This window comes from Levilactobacillus huananensis (genome assembly GCF_003946145.1).
Taxonomy (GTDB): Bacteria; Bacillota; Bacilli; order Lactobacillales; family Lactobacillaceae; genus Levilactobacillus; species Levilactobacillus huananensis.
On sequence record NZ_RHOC01000012.1, the window covers coordinates 17,732 to 35,679 of the forward strand.

Below are 17,948 nucleotides of genomic sequence, written 5' to 3' on the forward strand. Positions count from 1 at the left end.
GTACTCAGTCATTTGGCGTTTTATGTTATAGATTTCTAACCCCACCTTTAGCAGTTATCGTGATTGACTTCTGGTTCGCCTTATTACCACTTGTGTCTCGGAATAATCATTTGTCATCTTAGGTATTTGGGGTCCAAATAAAAATGGCATGAACCGATTAAGTTCACACCATTTTTGAGATAACTCATTAAATTAGGGACTAAAAATTAGTCAAATTCCTCGTATTCATTCGGATCCTGATTGTCAATTCGGCCATCAACCCGATTGAGCGCTGTAATAGCCGTCACTTCTTCTGGGTCTAAACTAAAATCGAAGATATCGAGATTGCCGCGTTGATGAACCAAGTTACTAGCCTTAGGAATCGGCACGATCCCTCGTTGGATGTGCCAGCGAAGGACAATTTGACCAACATTCTTCCCATACTTTTTGGCCAGCTTCTGAATCAGTGGCTCCTTTAAAGCCGCACTACCTCGACCCAAAGGACTCCAGGCTTCCGTCACAATTCCTCGTTTTTGATCTTCAGCTCGCATCCGTTCCTGAGTCCAATACGGATGAACCTCCAATTGGTTCACGGCTGGTGTCACACCAGTTTCATTAATCAATCGATCCAAATGTTCAGGTTCGAAGTTTGACACACCGATTGAGCGAATCAACCCCCGCGTTTGCGCATCGATCATAGCCCGCCAAGCTTCCACGTAGTGATCTCGTTTGGGCAGTGGCCAGTGAATTAAGAACAAATCAAAATACTCGAGCCCCATTCGATATAATGACTCCTGAATGGCCTTCGTTGCCTCGGCATACCGATGATACTTACCAGGTAATTTAGATGTCACGAAAAAGGCTGACCGTGGTAAGCCCGATCGACGAATAGCTTCGCCGACAGCACCCTCATTGTCATAATTTGTGGCCGTATCCAAGCTTCGGTACCCATCTTTGATGGCCGCCAGAATCTGATTAACGCCTTGACCACCGCGAACTTGATACGTCCCCAGGCCAATAGCTGGCATCTCAAAACCATCATTTAATGTCACTGATTGTACATCTGTCATGACAGAACCTCCTATAACACAATCTCAATTCACCATAACGCGTAGTCGTTCTAAAGTGAACTGATTTGCTTATGTCGGCGAATAACTTGGTTGAGGGTCAACGCTAGTCCCAGCGAGACCAACGCATAGACGGCAGCTCCCCAACTAATATAGCGAAGCCCGACTGTTCCGAGCATCCCCGAAGCCGTAGCTGACCCGAGCGAAATACCAAAATTAAAGAAAATCGAATTTAACGACGAGGCGAGCACAGTCGACTGCGGATACTCTTCTTCCGCAATATTGAGAAAATGAATCTGAATTGGTGAATTGATAACCGTGACAATCAAACTCATCACTAACAGGATACTGAGACCCAAACCCTTTGATCCCAAAGTAAATGGCAATATGGTAAGCAAGACAATGTCCGCAACATAGAATTTGGGCATCATCCGCAACCCATTTCGTTCAGCCAACATCCCCGATATCCGGTTACTGATGATGCTCATGACACCAATCAGGAAAAGTAACCAATTCAAGCTTGCAGTACTGAACCCCAGTGCCGTCGTCAAGAGTGGTCGAATATAGGTATAGTAGGCATACATCGTTGCAGCAGTGAAGAGGACTAGGGCGATGCCGACATAAATCCGACGATCCTTCAGCAACACCAATTGATGACGAATACTTCCCTGAACTTGCTCAACCTGCCGTGGCAGTAACCAACCTAGTAATCCCCATGTAACCGCGCTGATCCCTGAAATCAGGTAAAAAGCATCATGCCAACTGTAATTGGTACTGATAGCCGTCCCGATCGGCACCCCAAATACAGAAGCAATACTAAAACCAGCAAAGATCCATGACACTAATCCCGCCCGTTTCTCCCGCGGTGCAATGGTGCTCGCAAATGTCATGATAAGCGAGATGATGGCACCAGCCACCATTGCCGTCACCATCCGCGATACCAGCAAGATCGGATAATTCATGGCCATTCCACTCAGCGTATTCCCAAATAGGAACATCCCCATCAACACCATCAGCGTCTTATAGCGGCTATAACGGTTTGTCAACATCGTTACAAACGGTGTGCTGATAGCGTAAACCGTCGCAAATATCGTCACCAGATAGCCCACCGTGGCAACCGGTACTTGATATTCCTTGGCAATGTCAGAGAGTACACCCACTACAATAAATTCATTACATCCCAGCATAAAGGCAACTAAGACAAACACGATAGCCTGCCAACGATACTTATTCACGATACTTTCTCCTCTGAGTCGATTTAGTACATCACATCGATCAGCTTACACGATCTCTCGGGTAAATTCTCCGGTAACGACTTATGAAAACGCCATCACTTATCATTTAATGATTACCCAACTCTGAGCGGCGTCGTTTAGCCATTTCGTGATTCAAGACCAGTACCAAAATCAGTGAAATAACAGCATAAGCAATTGCCCCGAAACTCAGGCTTTTCAAGCCAGCATGGTTCAACAAAATAGAGGCTGTGGCCGAGCCTACCGAGATCCCCACGTTGAAAAAGATAGGATTAACGGCAGCGGCTAACATCATCGCTTGTGGATAGCTCTCCGCCGCCACATCTAGAAAGTGAATCTGAAGCGGCGCCCCAGCAATGATCACAATCAAAGCCAGCGCGAGTAGGATAGCAAATCCCCAGAAAGCATGGCCCATCGCAATTGGAAACAGTAACAACAACACAATATCAGCCACATAAAACCAGGGTACTACCCGCAGCCCATCACGTTCGGCCAGCGTTCCTGACAAGCGATTACTGATGATACTCATAAGTCCCAGAATAAAGAGTAGCCAATTCAAACTGGAAACACTGAACCCTAGACCCTCTGTGATAATAGGCCGAATATAGGTGTAGTATGCATACATTGTCGCAGCCATAGTCAGATTCAGCCCGACCGCTAGATAGACCCGTTTGTCGGTCAAAAAGACCAGCTGTTCTTTGACGCTTCCGGTACTCTGATCAACCTGTCGTGGAAGTAGCCAAGCCAACAGGACATAAGTGATCAGCGTAATCACTGAGATGATGTGAAAGGCCGTATGCCAGCTATCAGCCGTACTAATGGCTGTCCCAATCGGCACACCAATGACCGAAGCGATACTAAAGCCAGCAGAGATCCAGGCGATCAGAATTGGTCGTTTGTCACGCGGTGCAATATCATTGGCAAAGGCAATAATAAAGGACTCAATAGCTCCGGCTACCACAGCTGTCGTCATCCGAGCTGCAATCAACAACCCGTAAGTCGTCGCAAACCCACTGAGCGTATTCCCTAGAAGAAAGATTGCCATGAGCACCATAAACACCTTATAGCGACTAAACCGATTTGTTAACACGGTAATAATCGGTGTACTGATGGCAAACACTGTCGCGTAGATGGTGACCAAGTAACCCACCGTGGCCACAGACACACTCAGCGTCTTGGCAATGTCAGAGATCACCCCAACAACAATGAACTCGTTACAGCCCAACATAAACGAGGTGAGGACAAAAATAATAGTTTGTAACCGATACTTAGACATGACAAATCCTTCCTTGATGACGTGAGACGTCTCATTTTAGTTTTATAGTCTACCTTACACGACAAACCAAAAAACGGCTAGCCCCCAAATCGGGAAACTAGCCGTTTACTTTATTTTTTGAGTGTTCGCACAATCTGGTTCGTAATGGTCTGTAAGTCTTCCTGCTCACCATGCAACAATTCTGGCACATAGTTGCCTTGGATGATGTAAACAATCATCTGCCCCGCGATCACGCGAATCAAGCCGGCGGCGTCGACGTCCTCACGCAATTCACCAGTCCGATAGAAAAATTGGACGAGTTCTTGCAGAAAATTGAAATCATCACTTGTGACGACCTTGGTAAAAACCATGCGCATCTCGGCACTGGTCATCATCTCCATCACAATAATTCTAACGGCTTGTTCATTGGCTTTAATGAAGTGGTAACGATCGGTAACGATAAAGTGGACGATCTCGGTCAATGTCTGTTGCTTCGCAATTCCCCGGAAGAATTCATCACGATAGGTTGGAAAGAAGTTTTCTAAGACGGGTTGTACAATCGCCATCAAGAGATCTTGCTTCGTATGAAAGTACTTAAAGATTGTCGCTTGACTAATCCCTGCTTCTTCAGCCACTTGAGTTGTCGATGTGCCATCAAAGCCCGATTCTGAAAAGAGTCGCATAGCCGCGATGAGTGCGGATTTCTTCCCCTTAGGCATTTTTTGCTGGTCGAGCCAATCGCGATAGTTATCAAAGATTGGTAGTTCCAAACTGGTCACTCCTTTCACAAAGTCTTGTCAGATTCTTATTATACGCGAACATACTGGAGAAGAAACGCCATTTTATTAGACTTTCCGATAGCGCCGTAATCCAACAATATTGAACACCGTCAATACCACCAGGAAGGCTAGCAGAACCAAAATGTCACCACCCAGATTGAAGATAGACGTTCCTCGCATGATAATCGCGTTCACGGCATCCCCCGAGTACTTCAACGGGATGATATAGGCGATGTCACTAACCCAATTAGCCATGGAATCCAGTGGAATCAGGCCAGAGAAGAAGACTTGTGGAATGATGACCAGTGGAATGAATTGCATCATTTGAAATTCAGAATTGGCAAATGTGGACAGAAGAATCCCAAAGGCCAAGGCTACGAGTGCTAATAGTAAGTTAATCACGATCACACTCGCCAAATTTCCAACAACTTCAATGCCCAGTAACCAAACGGTCACGAGGACAATCACAACCGTCTGAATGATGGCGAGAATCCCGTAACTTAACATGTACCCATATACGATGGAAGAGCGTTTAACCGGCGTCGCCAACAATCGGTCCAACGTTCCCGTCGTCCGTTCCTTCAACAGTGCCATTCCAGAAATCAGGAAGACAAAGAAGAAGACGAAGAAACCCATCAGGATTGGCACCATCTTGGCAAAGAACCCCGTGTTCTTATCCCCATATACGTAGTGATTGGTAATCTTCGGCGTTGTCTGACTGCTGCTCTTGGTCGCATGGTTCGTCGACACCGCCTTGGTTGCGGCGACCTTTTGGGCGGCCGTAGCTGCGCCAGCTGTCTGACTAGCCGCACTAGTGGCTGCCTGTTGTTTTTGCATGGCAATCAGCTGAGCCTGGAGCTTGACTGTAGCCTTGGTACTCTTCTTAAGCGCTGACTTCAGCTGGTCAATGCTTGTAGCTGTCAAAGCGTTCTTAAAAGCCAGTTTAACGGCCGCCGTCTTGGAAGAATCCGTATTGGCGTAGGTCAGACTAAAGTTCTTGCCATCTTTCTTAATAATGGCATCGATTTTTTCATCCTTTAGCGCCTTGTTGGCATCAGCCTTACTATCATAAGTTTTGACGTCCACGTGCTTAATCCCGCCCATTTCCTTATTGAGTTTCTGAGTGACGGAAACGGTCCCAACATTCACATTTGTCGTTGAGTTGGTATTGAAAATCACACTCATTAGTAACATAACCAGAATCGGGGCAAGAAACATTAACGCTAACGTCCGTTTATCTCTAAAGAGTTCTTTTAGAACCCGATTCATAATCGCAATTGTTCTCATTATTCAACACCCTCCGCCTTTAAGAAGACATCTTCAATCGTTGGCACGTCGTACTGTTTCTTCAATGTACTTGGTTCGTCGAAAGCCATAACTTTACCATCTAGCAACAGGGCCACCCGATTGGTTAACTCAGCTTCGTCCATAACGTGCGTCGTGATGAGGATGCTCCGACCTTCGTCTTTGATCCGGTCGAGTTCCGCCCAGATTTGGCGCCGCAACGCCGGGTCAATCCCGACAGTGGGTTCATCTAGTACTAATAGCTCTGGGCTTCCCATTAAGGCAATGGCCAACGATAACCGTCGCATCATTCCCCCGGAGTATCCTGAGACCCGCTTACTCAGGTCACCCGTCAAGTCCACGACCTTGGCCGCATGTTCAACCTCGGCTGCTAACCGTGACTTCTCAATGCCCTTCATCTTGCCATAAAAAACCAAATTTTCCTTTCCGGTCAGGGCGTCATACAGAGCGTCCGTTTGGGCCATATACCCGATTCGCCCCAGCAACTGGCGATTGGGCATCGTCGTATCGAATACTTTGGCCGAACCACCACTCGCGACCTCCATTCCCAGAGTAACCTTGATAACCGTGGATTTTCCGGCGCCAGAAGGCCCAATTAATCCCACAATCTCACCTTTGTTAACGGTAAGATTGATATCCTTTAAGACAGTTTCATCGCCAAACTTCTTAGCTAAATGTTGTAAATCAATGATTGCTTGTCCCATGATAATGCCTCCTAAAACAGCTCTAAATTTAGGTGAGTGAGTAATCACTTACGTTATGAGGTGAGTATACAATCACTTTTGATAAAAGTCAATGATTCCACAAAAAAATTGGCACCACATGACGGCACCAATTTTCCTTATTTAGTCATCAGACTCATCGTAATCAAACGATACCGCTGATCTTCCCTAATTGTCGTTTTGATTTTATGCTTACCAGACTTCAAACTAACCTTTAGCCTCCCCTTAATCGTGACCTTTTGAATCTTGGTCACAATCAATTTAGTATTCGGATTCAACAAATATTCATCTTCTCCATTATAGCTAGAGATAGGATCCAGGTACGCCCCGTGGTAACCGGCTGGCATATTAATCTTCAGCAAGTCCTCTGACATGAAGTCGGTTCCCACGGTCTTGCTCAACGTGGTCGAGGCAAATCCCGGATCTTGGTAGACGGCTCCTGGCTTCAACGTCTTCCCACCCAAGGATAGATTGACGATCCAATCCGAAGTTCCCCGGTAAACCGTCATCGGTTGCTTAAGCTTAAACGTCTGGAGAGCCGTTCTCAGGTCCTTAACTCGTTGCCGGGTCTTAGCAGTCGTTCGCTTCTTAGGCGCCCGTAGTGCGTTGTTAATCGCGTCTGAACCCTCACCAGTATAGACCCCAATTACTTTGCGTTGCCGCTTACTGAGAGTTTTCGCCCATTTCAAAGAGTGCCGGTTTAGCTTCTTCTTCGCCTTTTTTGAAATGGTGATTTTCTGGGTACTATAGGTAACCGCCGCCAGATTAGCCACCCACAGAGGCTGATTACTATCGCCTACCGCAACCTTGGTATGACCATCGCGATGACTCATAATCGTCAAGGCTGTATTCTTAGGAATCGAGACGGCTTCATCAGTTGTTGCGGACCGGGCAATAACCTCTCGGTCAGTCACAACTTGAGTGGTTCCAGGCGTTGTCGTTTGCCTGGTCCGATCATTGACCGTGTAGACCGTGGATTGGGCACTGGCTGATTCCATTCCCCAGATACCTCCACCCAAGACACCCCCCACCATGGTTAAGGCCATAAAGCGTTGAACTGTATGCATTTAAAATTCCTCCTCCGAACCCCACTCCCCGCCGTGTTTCATTCGCTTGAAGTTAACTTAATTATACCACCACCGGGTTCGGGTTAAATCGTTTAATCCATCATTGAATATTTTCAGCTCTAAGCTTTGTAAAAGTCCTAGCGGCTAATTTAGGCCACGTTACAAGAATGAGGAACTGTACCGATCGGTACAGTTCCTCATTGATTTGAAGTCACACTATTACCCGTACAAAAAAGCTGGTACCGCTTCACACTAAGACCTAAATCACCGTTTTTTGAGTTTTCTGCTATTTTGTAATGAAATCCAACATTCTGGCCATAACCAAAAAGTTCTCAGCCGGGATCGGAAAATCCGCGACGTCTTGCGCGGTTTGATTAAGAACCGAGCCGTGGACGTAATCACCATCATTGACGACCATCGTGTACACGTTATCTTCCATGACCTCGAGATGGAACTGCAGACCAATAACGTTCCCATTGACTAATAATCCCTGATTGTCGATCTGGTCACTCTCAAATAATCGAATCGCACCGGCTGGGAGATCGAAACGATCTTGATGCCAGTGAAGAACTGTCAATCTCTCTGGAATACCGGGAATTACCGTTGTTAGGCGCCTAACTGGCGCCCAACCAACTTCCTTCACTGGTGCTGGACTGACCTTAGCGCCCATAAGTTTGGCAATCTGTTGCGCGCCAAAACAGGCACCAAAGATAGGCTTATGGGCGGCCATCATCTGTCGCATCAATGTCCGTTCTGCAGCGATCCAAGGGGCCGAATCATTGGGACTGATCGGCCCGCCTAAGACAACCAGTAGGTCGGTCTCGTCGAACGTTGGTAGCTTTCCGTGTTGCGCCGGATGATAGACAAAAACCTTATGTCCCCGGTCGTGAGCCCAGATTCGAATCGCACCAGGACCTTCTTCCGGTGTATGTTGCAAAATATTTACGCGCATGGCTGTCACCATCCCTCCAAATGAATCGAATGGAATTGTATCACTGGGAATCAGACATAGTTCCATATAGGGCCCTGTTTGATTGGTCACCCGCTCTACCTCAAACAAGAAAATCAAGTTTCCAGCATAAAGCGCTTGCAAAAAGTAAGCCTTTTGCTTAACGTTAGAGGTGTTGTTATTTCTATAATGAACCAATAGGTTACGATTGATTGGATGACTGATCAAAAAAGGGGTGGCTTTATAGACTATCTTCTGTTTTTACGGGGGCATTAACGTTGGTGGTCATCAACGCATACCGACGTCTGCCTAATAAAACATACGACTAGCGCCTGCGAGCAGAGTCTCATCACACCACACCAACTTTTCTGGATGTCCACGTTCAAGCGCCACTTTAGCCGATCAATTTATAGTAAGATGCTTGGGACACCCTTGTATCGTCAGATCAGTACCCGTAACTTCAATACCACCACGACACTCAAAAATTTTTGGAGGAATTCTCATGATTAGAAATTTAGTTCACGATCCAGCTCGATTACAAACACGATCCACTCCCGCTACCGAACTCGATGGTCCCGTCGTTACTGACCTACTTGACACCTTGAAAGCCCATAGCGTCAATGGTATCGGTATGGCTGCCAACATGATTGGTGTCAACAAGCGCATTATCGTGATTAACTTGGGAATGATTCCAATTGCCATGCTCAATCCCCAGATCATCAAGATTTCTGGAGAATTTAAGACCGAAGAAGGTTGCCTGTCACTTAAGGGGACTCGGCCAACAAAGCGCTATAAAGCGATTACCGTTCGTTTCTTGGATCAGAACTTCAAGCCTCACGAACAAGTCTTCGCGGGTCTTGTCGCCCAAGCCATTCAACATGAGGTCGATCACTGTAATGGGATTTTGATCTAGGAGGCCCTAGTATGACTGAAGAAGAAAAAATGTTGGCTGGCAAGCTTTACGACCCAACCGATGCCAAACTAACCGCGCGACTCCACTATGCGCACCATCTTTCCCAGGAATACAGCCAAACCTTCGATGACGAAACCGATAAACGGGAAACCATCTTGGAAAAGTTGCTCCCCAACCGAAAACCTGGCATGTATTTGCAAGGACCAATCTTCTTTGACTATGGCTGTTACACGACCTTTGGCGAGAATTTCTATGCTAACGCCAATTTCACAGTGCTAGACTGTGGCCCCGTCACTATCGGCAATAGCTGCTGGTTCGGTCCCAACGTCACACTGGTCACCCCGATGCATCCCCTCCGCTACCAGGATCGCAACGCGCGGTATCGCGCAGACGGTAGCAAGTACAACCTCGAATACGATCGCCCAATTACCATTGGTGACAACTGCTGGTTCGGCAGTAACGTCACCGTTATTGGTGGCGTTACTATCGGGAACGGTTGTGTCATCGGCGCCGGTAGTGTCGTTACTCGGGATATTCCTGACAATTCACTCGCTGTCGGGAATCCTTGTCACGTCTTGCGGACCATCACCGAGGAAGATGCCAGTGAGCTCCAGGCTGAACTATACTAGTTCATCTAAACATTAGAAGTATGCTTTAAAGAGGCCTTGCCAACGTGCAAAGCCTTTTTATTACCCACAAATTTTTATCGCTGTCACGGCTTTCAGTGTTGCGACCACAGCCAATAGCCGTCCCAAACGATCAATCCGAGATCTAGCAACATCAAAATTGCCCAGAGCCATAAAAAATCCGCCATCAAAGGTGAACGCTGGGTCTGCCACAGGTCGATGGCCATCCCAATCACGACGCAACTATTGATGACCAACCCCCATTTTTTGGCTAGACGATGCTTAGCTAATGCGGTACCCCCGATCACGACCAAGATACCGGCGACAAGCCACAGGTCTCGCGGCCGCCACGTCAACTCCAGATCAAGCGCCGTTGTGGTTGGTATCATCGACATCAACCATAGAAAGTACAGACTCGTGAGCGCACTCAACATTGGGACATATCGATAAATCTTCTGCATGGCTCTCACCTCTCGTTTTACTGTCACCCGTACTGTAAGACGGTCAGAACTGAAAGGTAAACAAAAACAGCTCAACTTACCCCCAATGGTAATTTGAACCGCTTTACTGTCGTCATATTGTTTGTTTTTAAACCAAAGCTTCTCTCAATGCCGCTTCAAACAGGGGCTTTGGCCGGGCACCGACCAGCCGATTAATAACCTGGCCATCCTTCTTGATTAAGAATGTTGGAATTCCCTGAACCTGGAACTGACTGGCAACCTGCTTATCGTGGTCAATGTTGATCGACGTAAACGTCACCTTGTCCTTAAAATCTTCACTCTCGGAAAGCTTCTGCAAGATTGGATCCATCATCTTACAAGGCGGACACCAGTCGGCCCGAAAATCGACTACCGTGACACCCGTACTCGTTTCTTTTTCAAAGTCCTGATCGTGAATTTCTTTAATCATGGTCATTCTCCTCTAGCTTCCCAATTGGGATTGATTGGGCCACCACGCCTCGGCTAAGAGCACGCGTTCTAGTGAACGCCGTAAAACATCAAATGGTAGCCTTTGATGTTTTAAATATACCCCGTTGGGTATAATAAAGCAACTTCTTTGCCTTTACTGACAAATTCGATCGATCCAATCAAAAAGTTCTGGTAGGTCGTAATCCCCGTCGTGTGGCCGCCCCCAAGGAAATGCCAAGTCGACATCGCGTCCTTGATTTTTAAGTAACGTCGCCAGAATGAAGGGAATGGCAAACGAGGTGTCGCGATCAGCTGCCCCGTGACGAATCCGCCAGTATTGGGCAACCTGACTTTGGTTTGTGCCCAAATAACTCACTGGATTGATGGCAGTCACAAGATCCGGATCCGCCTGTTGTGCTGGAACGTTACTGCGTTTTTGAGCAAATGACGTGAAGTGTCTGGCTGCCAGTAGTCGATTTCCAAACAGTTGGGTCTCCGCACTGCTGAGATCCAAAGTATCAAATGCTGGGACCGCCTTCATACGTGTAAGCCCCCTGAGGTATTGTGCCCAATCTAACCGCGTCACGTGTCCCGCCTGAATCGTAAGTCCACGTTGGCCAGCCACATCTCCTCCAGCATCTAATACCTGCTGGGCCGACCATTTAAGTTCATTAACAATCGCCTGTTGAAAGGGCCCTTGTCCCTGATCATCTAGCGTCAAAGGGGCCTCCTGGTCATTTCGTAAATGAAGTGAATTGACATAGGTCGGAAAGGCCGCCTTTAACTGCGTCGACAATGCCTGTTCTTTGGCGGAAAGCTTGCCAGCTATCGGCTCAACTTGCAGCTGATTTCCTACCCGGGAGAACTGCTGATTATGCCAGGTATTCAGTCCGTTGAACTGCCACTCATAGGCGGCATCGGCATGTTCTAAATTATGAATCGGGCAGTAGGCCGAAACGGCAAATATATCGTCGGTCGCCGGAGCCGCGCCCAACTCTGTCAATCGCATGGTAAAAAAGTCGGCATTGCCACTGGCCCCCGCCAATGCTGATGCGGCACCACCCGCACTCGTTCCGTTTGTGATAATCCTTTCAGTATCGCCGGGGATCCAGCCAGCATTGAACTTGACATAGCGAATGGCCGCCTTTAAATCAACGATAAAGGCTGGCGCTTTGCCAACGAATTCACCCCCATTCTGCGTCGTTCGGCCCCGAACACCAGCTGAAACCACAACGTATCCTCGCGCCAATGCTTGTAGAATTGTCGCTCCGCGGCTATATGGCGCCGGGTTACCTGGGTAATCGCGAGGACCAGGTAGATACCCCCCAATGGTATTGGGCATAAAGATTGGCGCCGTGACTCGGCTGTAACGGTTAACCTTTCCCTGATTAAAATAAGGTTCCGGAACAAAAACATTGAGTTGCTGCTCCTCGGCGACAGGCATCATCAGATAGTCCAGATCTAAAAATGCCCGGTATGTGATCCGCTTGCCATTCACAACCACCGTTTGGCGTTCAAATTTCTTTTCGTTAAACCGTAAGGGTACCATTGCCACTCCTCCATTCCATACATGTTTACCCTAACCATAATAGAAATAATGGGCTAGGGCAATCAATTTGGCGAGGCAACATCACCCAACGTTAGTGATGTTGGCCATGAATGGATCGCCCCCTAGCCGTTTGTGAATTTTCAGAGTCGTTTTCGTTGTTGCAAACGCTATCATTAAGTAGAATGAGTCTGATAATTTCACAAGTCGTCGCAAATCTGTTTCACGAAAGCGAGTCATACCCATGCAGAATTTAACCCGCCACATTTCATTTCCCCGCCTCCTGATCCTGGGCGCCTCAAGTGTCATCGGAAGTAGCTGGATTTATACCAATGGGATCTTCTTCTCTAAGTACGGTGCCGGAGGCGAAATCTTTGGCTTCGTTCTGGCCATGGCAATCACCGTCCTGGCCTCGCTAGCCTTCGCAGAACTCTCCTCAATCTTTCCAAGAAGTGGCGGCCCCGTTGTTTACAGTTACCTGGCCTTTGGCAAACGCTGGGGCTTTGCCACCGGTTGGGCGATTCTCGGTGCCTATCTGAGTGCCCTGTCATTTTACGTCACCGCTAGTAGCATGCTCTTGGCCACTATTTGGCCCCAAATCAGCCATGGACCAGGCTACACGATTGCAGGCGCCCACGTTTCACTCATGGAACTCGCAATTGGAGTGGCTTTCACCCTCTTTATCTTTGCGCTTAATATCCGTGGAACCCGCCTCACTGCCGGCGTCCAAGCCGTATTGTTTGGCGGCCTTGTTATCTTAGGTGGCGCCCTCATCGTAACCGGCTTCTCTCAAGGAAGTCCGAAAAACTTCTGGCCGGCTTTCTCCACGGGTAGTGATCCCCTGTTGAATATCGTCCGGTTCGTGTTGCCCGCCATGACCTTCTTAACCGGTTGGGAGGTCGTCACCATTCTCGCCGAGGAAGCCGACATGCCGCCAGCCAAAATTGGAAAGGCTGTCGTTGGGGCCATTGTTCTTGCCGCCAGCTACTACATCATCGTGCTCCTCGCCAGTGCCTGGGTTTATCCTTGGCAAAAGACAGCGACCTTTGATATGGGGTCAATTACTGCCTTTACGAAGGCCGGCTTCCCGCTGCTGGGTCAAGCCGCCTTCCTCATTGCCTTTCTAGGACTCTTTACCAGCTTCATTGGTCTTTTTACCGCGGCTCCCCGACTAATCTTGTCACTAGCTCGCGCTGGCCTCTTGCCACCACGGTTTGCAAGCTTGAGCGAAAAACGTGGAACACCTGTCAACGCCACAATTCTCGTGCTCCTCTTTGCCATCGGCTTTGGTTGGCTCGGCAAGGGGGCCATGACCTACTTTCTCGACCTCGGCGGCTTCTTCGTGGCTATGGCTTGGGCCATCACGGCAATGTCGCTATGGCGTATCCGTCGCGACTATCCGGACCTCAACGGCGGCTTTCGTCTGCGCCGCTTGTGGCCTAGCATGCTCGGTGGCTTCCTCGCAGTAGTCATTGCCATTGGCACGCTGTATCCCAAGTCGCCGGTCGCTCTGGCCTGGCCAACGGAATACATCATGTTAGCCGTCTGGATCGGCCTTGGCTTACTTTTCTATTGGTTAGGTCGATCGGAACATCAAGACAATGATACTGCCTTACATCACTTGTTGGGCGACAAGGAATATCAGCGCTTGGCAGCGGTTAAGCGACAAGATAAGAAGAAAAACGCCTGACTTTATCCAGACCTATAAATTATTAATTCCAACCCTATAAACTAAAAATTTTGATAAACGACGCAGAAACGGTAGCCGCTATCTGATGATTGTCAGATAATGACTACCGTTTTGGTGCGGAAGACGTTAAAAACGACTAAACCCTGGCAGCCGTAGGTAAACCATTGACGCTACCGTAAAATACTTAGAACCCATGTCATCCAAGCCCGCACAGTGCTGACTCGCCGATTAATAGTGGTGGCATTGAGATCTGGAATATTGGCCTGCATCACTCGCCGAATCTCATCTAAATCGAGCCGTTGGTTATTGACCATCGTCGCCTCAAAGATCAGTTTAAACGTGCGATGGGCCAACAATTGTTTCAAGAGTAATTGGTTGCGTTGATCCCCATTGGGCAATGTCCGTATACGCTGGCCGAGCTCAGTTAGCGTGAATTTACGGGCAACTTTCTTGGCCAGTCCCAGATACACAAGGGCGTTCCCATAGTAATCCCCCTGGCGTGTATTTAAGCCCAATTCAGCAGCCAAATCCGATCCAGTCAGTGGATCTTCGAGACTTGCCAGACTGCCCAAGACTCGACTAAAACTGTTTGCTTGCGGATAAATACCTTGCTCGGGTTCATTTGGACTCTGTGCCGCAATCTCCCGTGCCACGGCCACTGGCGTTCCCCAGGTCGTATTCAGGACAAAGTTCATCTGGCGTACCTCGTGAATACTCGAGTAGTTCATGGGATCCGTGAATTCATAGATATGGAAGGCATAGACCTGATCCACATAGGTAAAGTAGATCGGGACGACTGTCTTACCCGTTTGTAAACTCTGATAGAGTCGATATGGATAATACAACTGGCGAATCATGAAGTCCTGCGGCAACTTGCGTTTAGCCTCAATGACCGCCAATTTATCTTGATTCTCATAGCCAGCATCAATTTCCACCTGACTGTTTGCAACTGCAAAGTCAAACTGCTGGCCCTTGGTCGTCGCAATTTGATAGGTTAGATGACCACTCTTGACCCGTCCAGTCAGGGTGTCTACCGCCGCGGGCTCTCCCGGCTGGCGGCCGAGTACGTCGTCAATCATCCCCGATGCCTGTGCTACATTCAACGCCATACTTTCCGAAGTGATCGGAAAGTGGTCAAACGAGTGGACGAAGTCGGGTAATTGTTTCAGAATTGGTCGCAACTCTCGGTGGACCAACGGTTGGTAGGCCTTGAACGGCCCAATCTTATAGGTCCCCCGACTATCCGGCAGAATGGCTAATTTATGGGCCTGAAAGATCTGGGGTAAACTACTCGACCAGTCATACTTAGTCACCAACCGCGGTTCATAGAATGCCTTGATCTGATTTGCGGTGATCTCAAAAATCCCCTCACGCTCGATGGCCCCTAAAATATCATACTTGGCGAATAATTGCTCCCAGACGCGATCTCGAATATTCTCCTTAGCCATTGTGGTCCTTCCCCTCTCGATGCTAAACTAAGTCCATTTTAGCAAATCCCCGACCGTTGCGCCTATTTTGCATAAATAGTATTGGTTTTTTAAGGGCGTTTTCTTTATACTTGAGACAATATGCCTCAAGACAAGTTATGGAAGGACCTGACCACATGGCCGAAAAAATCGTAAATCCAGTTCAAATCACGCCAATCATCAAGTGGGCGGGCGGTAAGAAACGCTTAGCGCCCACCATCGAGGCCCTCACCACCCAACAGGTTGCCTTTGAAAATATCGACACCTATGTCGAACCCTTTGCCGGAGGGGCAGCTTTCTTTCTCTACTTGGCAACGCGCTATCGCTTCAAACATCAAGTTATCATGGACGTCAACGCAGAACTCATCAATCTCTACGTTCAGGTCAGAGACCACCTGGCCGACCTCATCACGGAACTCGGCGCACTCGAGACAGCATACAACGCTCTCTCCGAAGAGGATGATTTTGTCGCCAAAAAGGCCTACTTCTACGACATGCGGACAACCTTTAACAATGGCATTACCCAGTCGGTTACGAACGAAGCCGTCACGGAGATTCCCACACCGGTTCGCCAAGCCGCCCTGTTCGTTTTTCTCAACAAGACTGACTTTAACGGTCTCTACCGGGTCAACGCCAAGGGAACCTTTAACGTGCCCTTCGGCCGCCGAAAAACCGTTTCATTGGTCGACAAGACCAATCTCCAAAACTTCAGCAATCTCTTACAGAATACGACAATTCTACAAGGTGACTACCACCAGTCCCAACAGTTTGCTAGTGATCGCACCTTTTTCTATTTTGACCCGCCATATCGGCCCCTCACGGATTCGGCTAGCTTTACCAGCTACACGAAATCCAGCTTCAACGACGATGCCCAGGTGACCCTGGCCAACTATACCCATGAGTTGGCTAAGGCCGGCGCCCACTTTGCCCTGAGCAACTCGGATCCGCATCAAAGCGATCCAACCGATGATTTTTTTGAGACACTCTACCAAGATTTCACGATTAATCGTCTCACAGCGGCCCGTATGATTTCGGCGCGCAGCAAGGGACGTGGGAATGTTTCTGAACTGCTGATCGTTCACTAGGACTGGAGGACTTTGTATGACCCTCATCACGGCTTATATTGACCAAGCACCAAGTGAGACCCAACCACAGCTCACGGCAATGTATCAGCTCCTCAAAGAATTATTACCCGATGCCACTGAAAAATTCAGTTATGGGATGCCAGCATTCGTATTGGGCAAACCTGTCGTTTACTTTGCTGCCATGAAACATCATCTGGGATTCTACCCCACATCTGGTCCCATCACAGCATTTGAGGACGATTTGCTGGGACGCTATAAGTATTCCAAGGGGGCAGTCCAATTTGCTTACGACCAGCCGCTGCCGGTCGAACTGATTACTAAAATGGTGAAATTTCGATTGGCCGAAATCGCGGGGTAGATTGTAACTTTCCGCCTGCGACTAAGACTGTCAGACCACTGCAACCGTGTTTTCTTTGAACGCGGCCATTCTCAACAGATTAAAAAGATGTCGACCACCTATCCTGAGATAATTGGTCGACATCCTTTTATTTGTCACCTAAATTCAAATTGACTATAATTGCGAAACCTAATAACTGAAAACCGAACGCAACTATTAGCTCGGAGACGCTGTCAATGGTCTGATTGGCCTGTATTCAGAACCCGTTTAGTCTTCGCTACCCATTAACCGAGCTGCAAAGGCTGCCAGAATCGCCCCAACTTCAGGGGCCACAATGTAAAGCCACAAGTGTGACAAGGCACTGCCACCAGCAAAGATGGCTGGCCCAAATGACCGTGCTGGGTTCAAAGAACCGCCAGTCAGGTTCAAAGCGACAATGATCAGAAAAGCTAAGGTAATCCCGATCGTCAGGCCGGCAAAGTCACCGTTACCATGGCGATCGCTGGTAACATTTAAGATCACCATTAAGAAAAGGAACGTTACCAAGGTCTCAACGACAAAGGCTAGCCCCGTTGAAATCTTTGGAAAGTCCGTCTGACCTAATTGCGTCGTCGCTAAGCCCAAGCCGCCTACAAAGAGTCGGATGCAGGCCGAAGCTACTGTCGCACCTAAGAATTGTGCCACCATGTAACCCGCGGCATCACGGCCATCAATCCGACGGTTAATCAACATAGCTGTTGTGACAGCCGGGTTGAAGTGACCACCTGAAATGCCACCGAAGGCATAAGCTGAAATCGTAATCGCTAACCCGAAAGCTAACCCAATTGTCAGGGTATTCCCCGCGGCCACCGTGACTGCTCCGGTCCCCAAGAACACCAACATGAAGGTGCCCATAAATTCCGCTGCATATTTTCGCATCATAAGTCCTCCCATCAATTTCGCTATTATACAAATCCTATTATAGAATAATCCAACGCGTCTGGGATTAATTATGATGAAAT

Annotated in this window: 18 protein-coding genes; 5 read left to right on the forward strand and 13 right to left on the reverse strand. The window is 48.2% G+C overall.

All coding sequences use genetic code 11. From position 1 onward, the window contains the following. Window positions 1-206: 206 nt before the first annotated feature. The 8 genes from EKM71_RS09100 to EKM71_RS09135 form a co-directional block, all read right to left on the reverse strand. On the reverse strand, window positions 207-1,049 hold the full coding sequence (locus EKM71_RS09100; protein WP_125574300.1) for an aldo/keto reductase: 843 nt from the start codon (window positions 1,047-1,049) through the stop codon (window positions 207-209). 50 nt (window positions 1,050-1,099) lie between these two features. Further along, a complete protein-coding gene (locus EKM71_RS09105) occupies window positions 1,100-2,281 on the reverse strand; it encodes an MFS transporter (protein ID WP_125574301.1) in 1,182 nt (393 codons plus the stop codon). Window positions 2,282-2,387: 106 nt separating this feature from the next. After that, window positions 2,388-3,575, reverse strand: a complete 1,188-nt coding sequence (locus EKM71_RS09110; RefSeq protein WP_125574302.1) for an MFS transporter — start codon at window positions 3,573-3,575, stop codon at window positions 2,388-2,390. A 110-nt stretch (window positions 3,576-3,685) separates the two neighbouring features. Next, window positions 3,686-4,273, reverse strand: a complete 588-nt coding sequence (locus tag EKM71_RS09115) for a TetR/AcrR family transcriptional regulator (RefSeq protein ID WP_449809662.1) — start codon at window positions 4,271-4,273, stop codon at window positions 3,686-3,688. Window positions 4,274-4,399: 126 nt separating this feature from the next. Continuing rightward, complete coding sequence (locus EKM71_RS09120; RefSeq protein WP_125574304.1) at window positions 4,400-5,620, reverse strand: ABC transporter permease; 1,221 nt, start codon at window positions 5,618-5,620, stop codon at window positions 4,400-4,402. Beyond that, the gene (locus EKM71_RS09125) at window positions 5,620-6,342 is read right to left on the reverse strand and encodes an ABC transporter ATP-binding protein (RefSeq protein ID WP_125574305.1); all 723 of its coding nucleotides are present in this window, start codon (window positions 6,340-6,342) and stop codon (window positions 5,620-5,622) included. Before EKM71_RS09125 ends, EKM71_RS09120 begins: the two co-directional genes overlap by 1 nt. 137 nt (window positions 6,343-6,479) lie before the next feature. Continuing rightward, window positions 6,480-7,427: an ADP-ribosyltransferase gene (locus tag EKM71_RS09130; RefSeq protein ID WP_125574306.1), complete on the reverse strand. Its 948-nt coding sequence runs from the start codon at window positions 7,425-7,427 to the stop codon at window positions 6,480-6,482. Window positions 7,428-7,713: 286 nt separating this feature from the next. Next, window positions 7,714-8,379, reverse strand: coding sequence for a type 1 glutamine amidotransferase (locus tag EKM71_RS09135; protein WP_125574340.1), 666 nt, complete (start codon window positions 8,377-8,379; stop codon window positions 7,714-7,716). A gap of 499 nt (window positions 8,380-8,878) precedes the next feature. Between EKM71_RS09135 and EKM71_RS09140 the strand changes: the two genes are divergently transcribed. Both EKM71_RS09140 and EKM71_RS09145 read left to right on the forward strand, forming a co-directional pair. After that, a complete protein-coding gene (locus EKM71_RS09140) occupies window positions 8,879-9,289 on the forward strand; it encodes a peptide deformylase (RefSeq protein ID WP_125574307.1) in 411 nt (136 codons plus the stop codon). Between the two features lie 11 nt (window positions 9,290-9,300). Continuing rightward, window positions 9,301-9,918, forward strand: coding sequence for a sugar O-acetyltransferase (locus EKM71_RS09145; RefSeq protein ID WP_125574308.1), 618 nt, complete (start codon window positions 9,301-9,303; stop codon window positions 9,916-9,918). A 92-nt stretch (window positions 9,919-10,010) separates the two neighbouring features. On the opposite strand, the gene EKM71_RS09150 is transcribed toward EKM71_RS09145, so the two are convergent. The 3 genes from EKM71_RS09150 to EKM71_RS09160 all read right to left on the reverse strand — a co-directional run bounded on the left by EKM71_RS09150 (window position 10,011) and on the right by EKM71_RS09160 (window position 12,372). After that, the gene (locus EKM71_RS09150) at window positions 10,011-10,376 is read right to left on the reverse strand and encodes a hypothetical protein (RefSeq protein ID WP_125574309.1); all 366 of its coding nucleotides are present in this window, start codon (window positions 10,374-10,376) and stop codon (window positions 10,011-10,013) included. A gap of 127 nt (window positions 10,377-10,503) precedes the next feature. Then, window positions 10,504-10,824, reverse strand: a complete 321-nt coding sequence (locus EKM71_RS09155) for a thioredoxin family protein (protein ID WP_125574310.1) — start codon at window positions 10,822-10,824, stop codon at window positions 10,504-10,506. 153 nt (window positions 10,825-10,977) lie between these two features. Further along, window positions 10,978-12,372 carry a subtype B tannase gene (locus EKM71_RS09160; protein ID WP_125574311.1) on the reverse strand — a complete coding sequence of 465 codons (1,395 nt, stop codon included), beginning with the start codon at window positions 12,370-12,372 and terminating at the stop codon, window positions 10,978-10,980. A gap of 241 nt (window positions 12,373-12,613) precedes the next feature. On the opposite strand from EKM71_RS09160, the gene EKM71_RS09165 reads away from it, so the two are divergent. After that, entirely contained in the window at window positions 12,614-14,059 is a 1,446-nt protein-coding gene (locus EKM71_RS09165) for an APC family permease (protein WP_125574312.1), read from the forward strand. A 170-nt stretch (window positions 14,060-14,229) separates the two neighbouring features. Here EKM71_RS09165 and EKM71_RS09170 read toward each other — a convergent pair whose 3' ends face one another. Continuing rightward, on the reverse strand, window positions 14,230-15,507 hold the full coding sequence (locus tag EKM71_RS09170; RefSeq protein WP_125574313.1) for a type II restriction enzyme: 1,278 nt from the start codon (window positions 15,505-15,507) through the stop codon (window positions 14,230-14,232). A 155-nt stretch (window positions 15,508-15,662) separates the two neighbouring features. Between EKM71_RS09170 and EKM71_RS09175 the strand changes: the two genes are divergently transcribed. Together EKM71_RS09175 and EKM71_RS09180 are read left to right on the forward strand one after the other, a co-directional pair. Continuing rightward, window positions 15,663-16,610: a DNA adenine methylase gene (locus tag EKM71_RS09175; protein ID WP_164504771.1), complete on the forward strand. Its 948-nt coding sequence runs from the start codon at window positions 15,663-15,665 to the stop codon at window positions 16,608-16,610. 16 nt (window positions 16,611-16,626) lie between these two features. Then, window positions 16,627-16,968 carry an iron chaperone gene (locus tag EKM71_RS09180; protein ID WP_125574315.1) on the forward strand — a complete coding sequence of 114 codons (342 nt, stop codon included), beginning with the start codon at window positions 16,627-16,629 and terminating at the stop codon, window positions 16,966-16,968. A gap of 246 nt (window positions 16,969-17,214) precedes the next feature. Here the strand turns inward: EKM71_RS09180 and EKM71_RS09185 are convergent, their stop codons facing one another. Next, window positions 17,215-17,865: an MIP/aquaporin family protein gene (locus tag EKM71_RS09185; RefSeq protein ID WP_125574316.1), complete on the reverse strand. Its 651-nt coding sequence runs from the start codon at window positions 17,863-17,865 to the stop codon at window positions 17,215-17,217. Window positions 17,866-17,948: the final 83 nt, after the last annotated feature.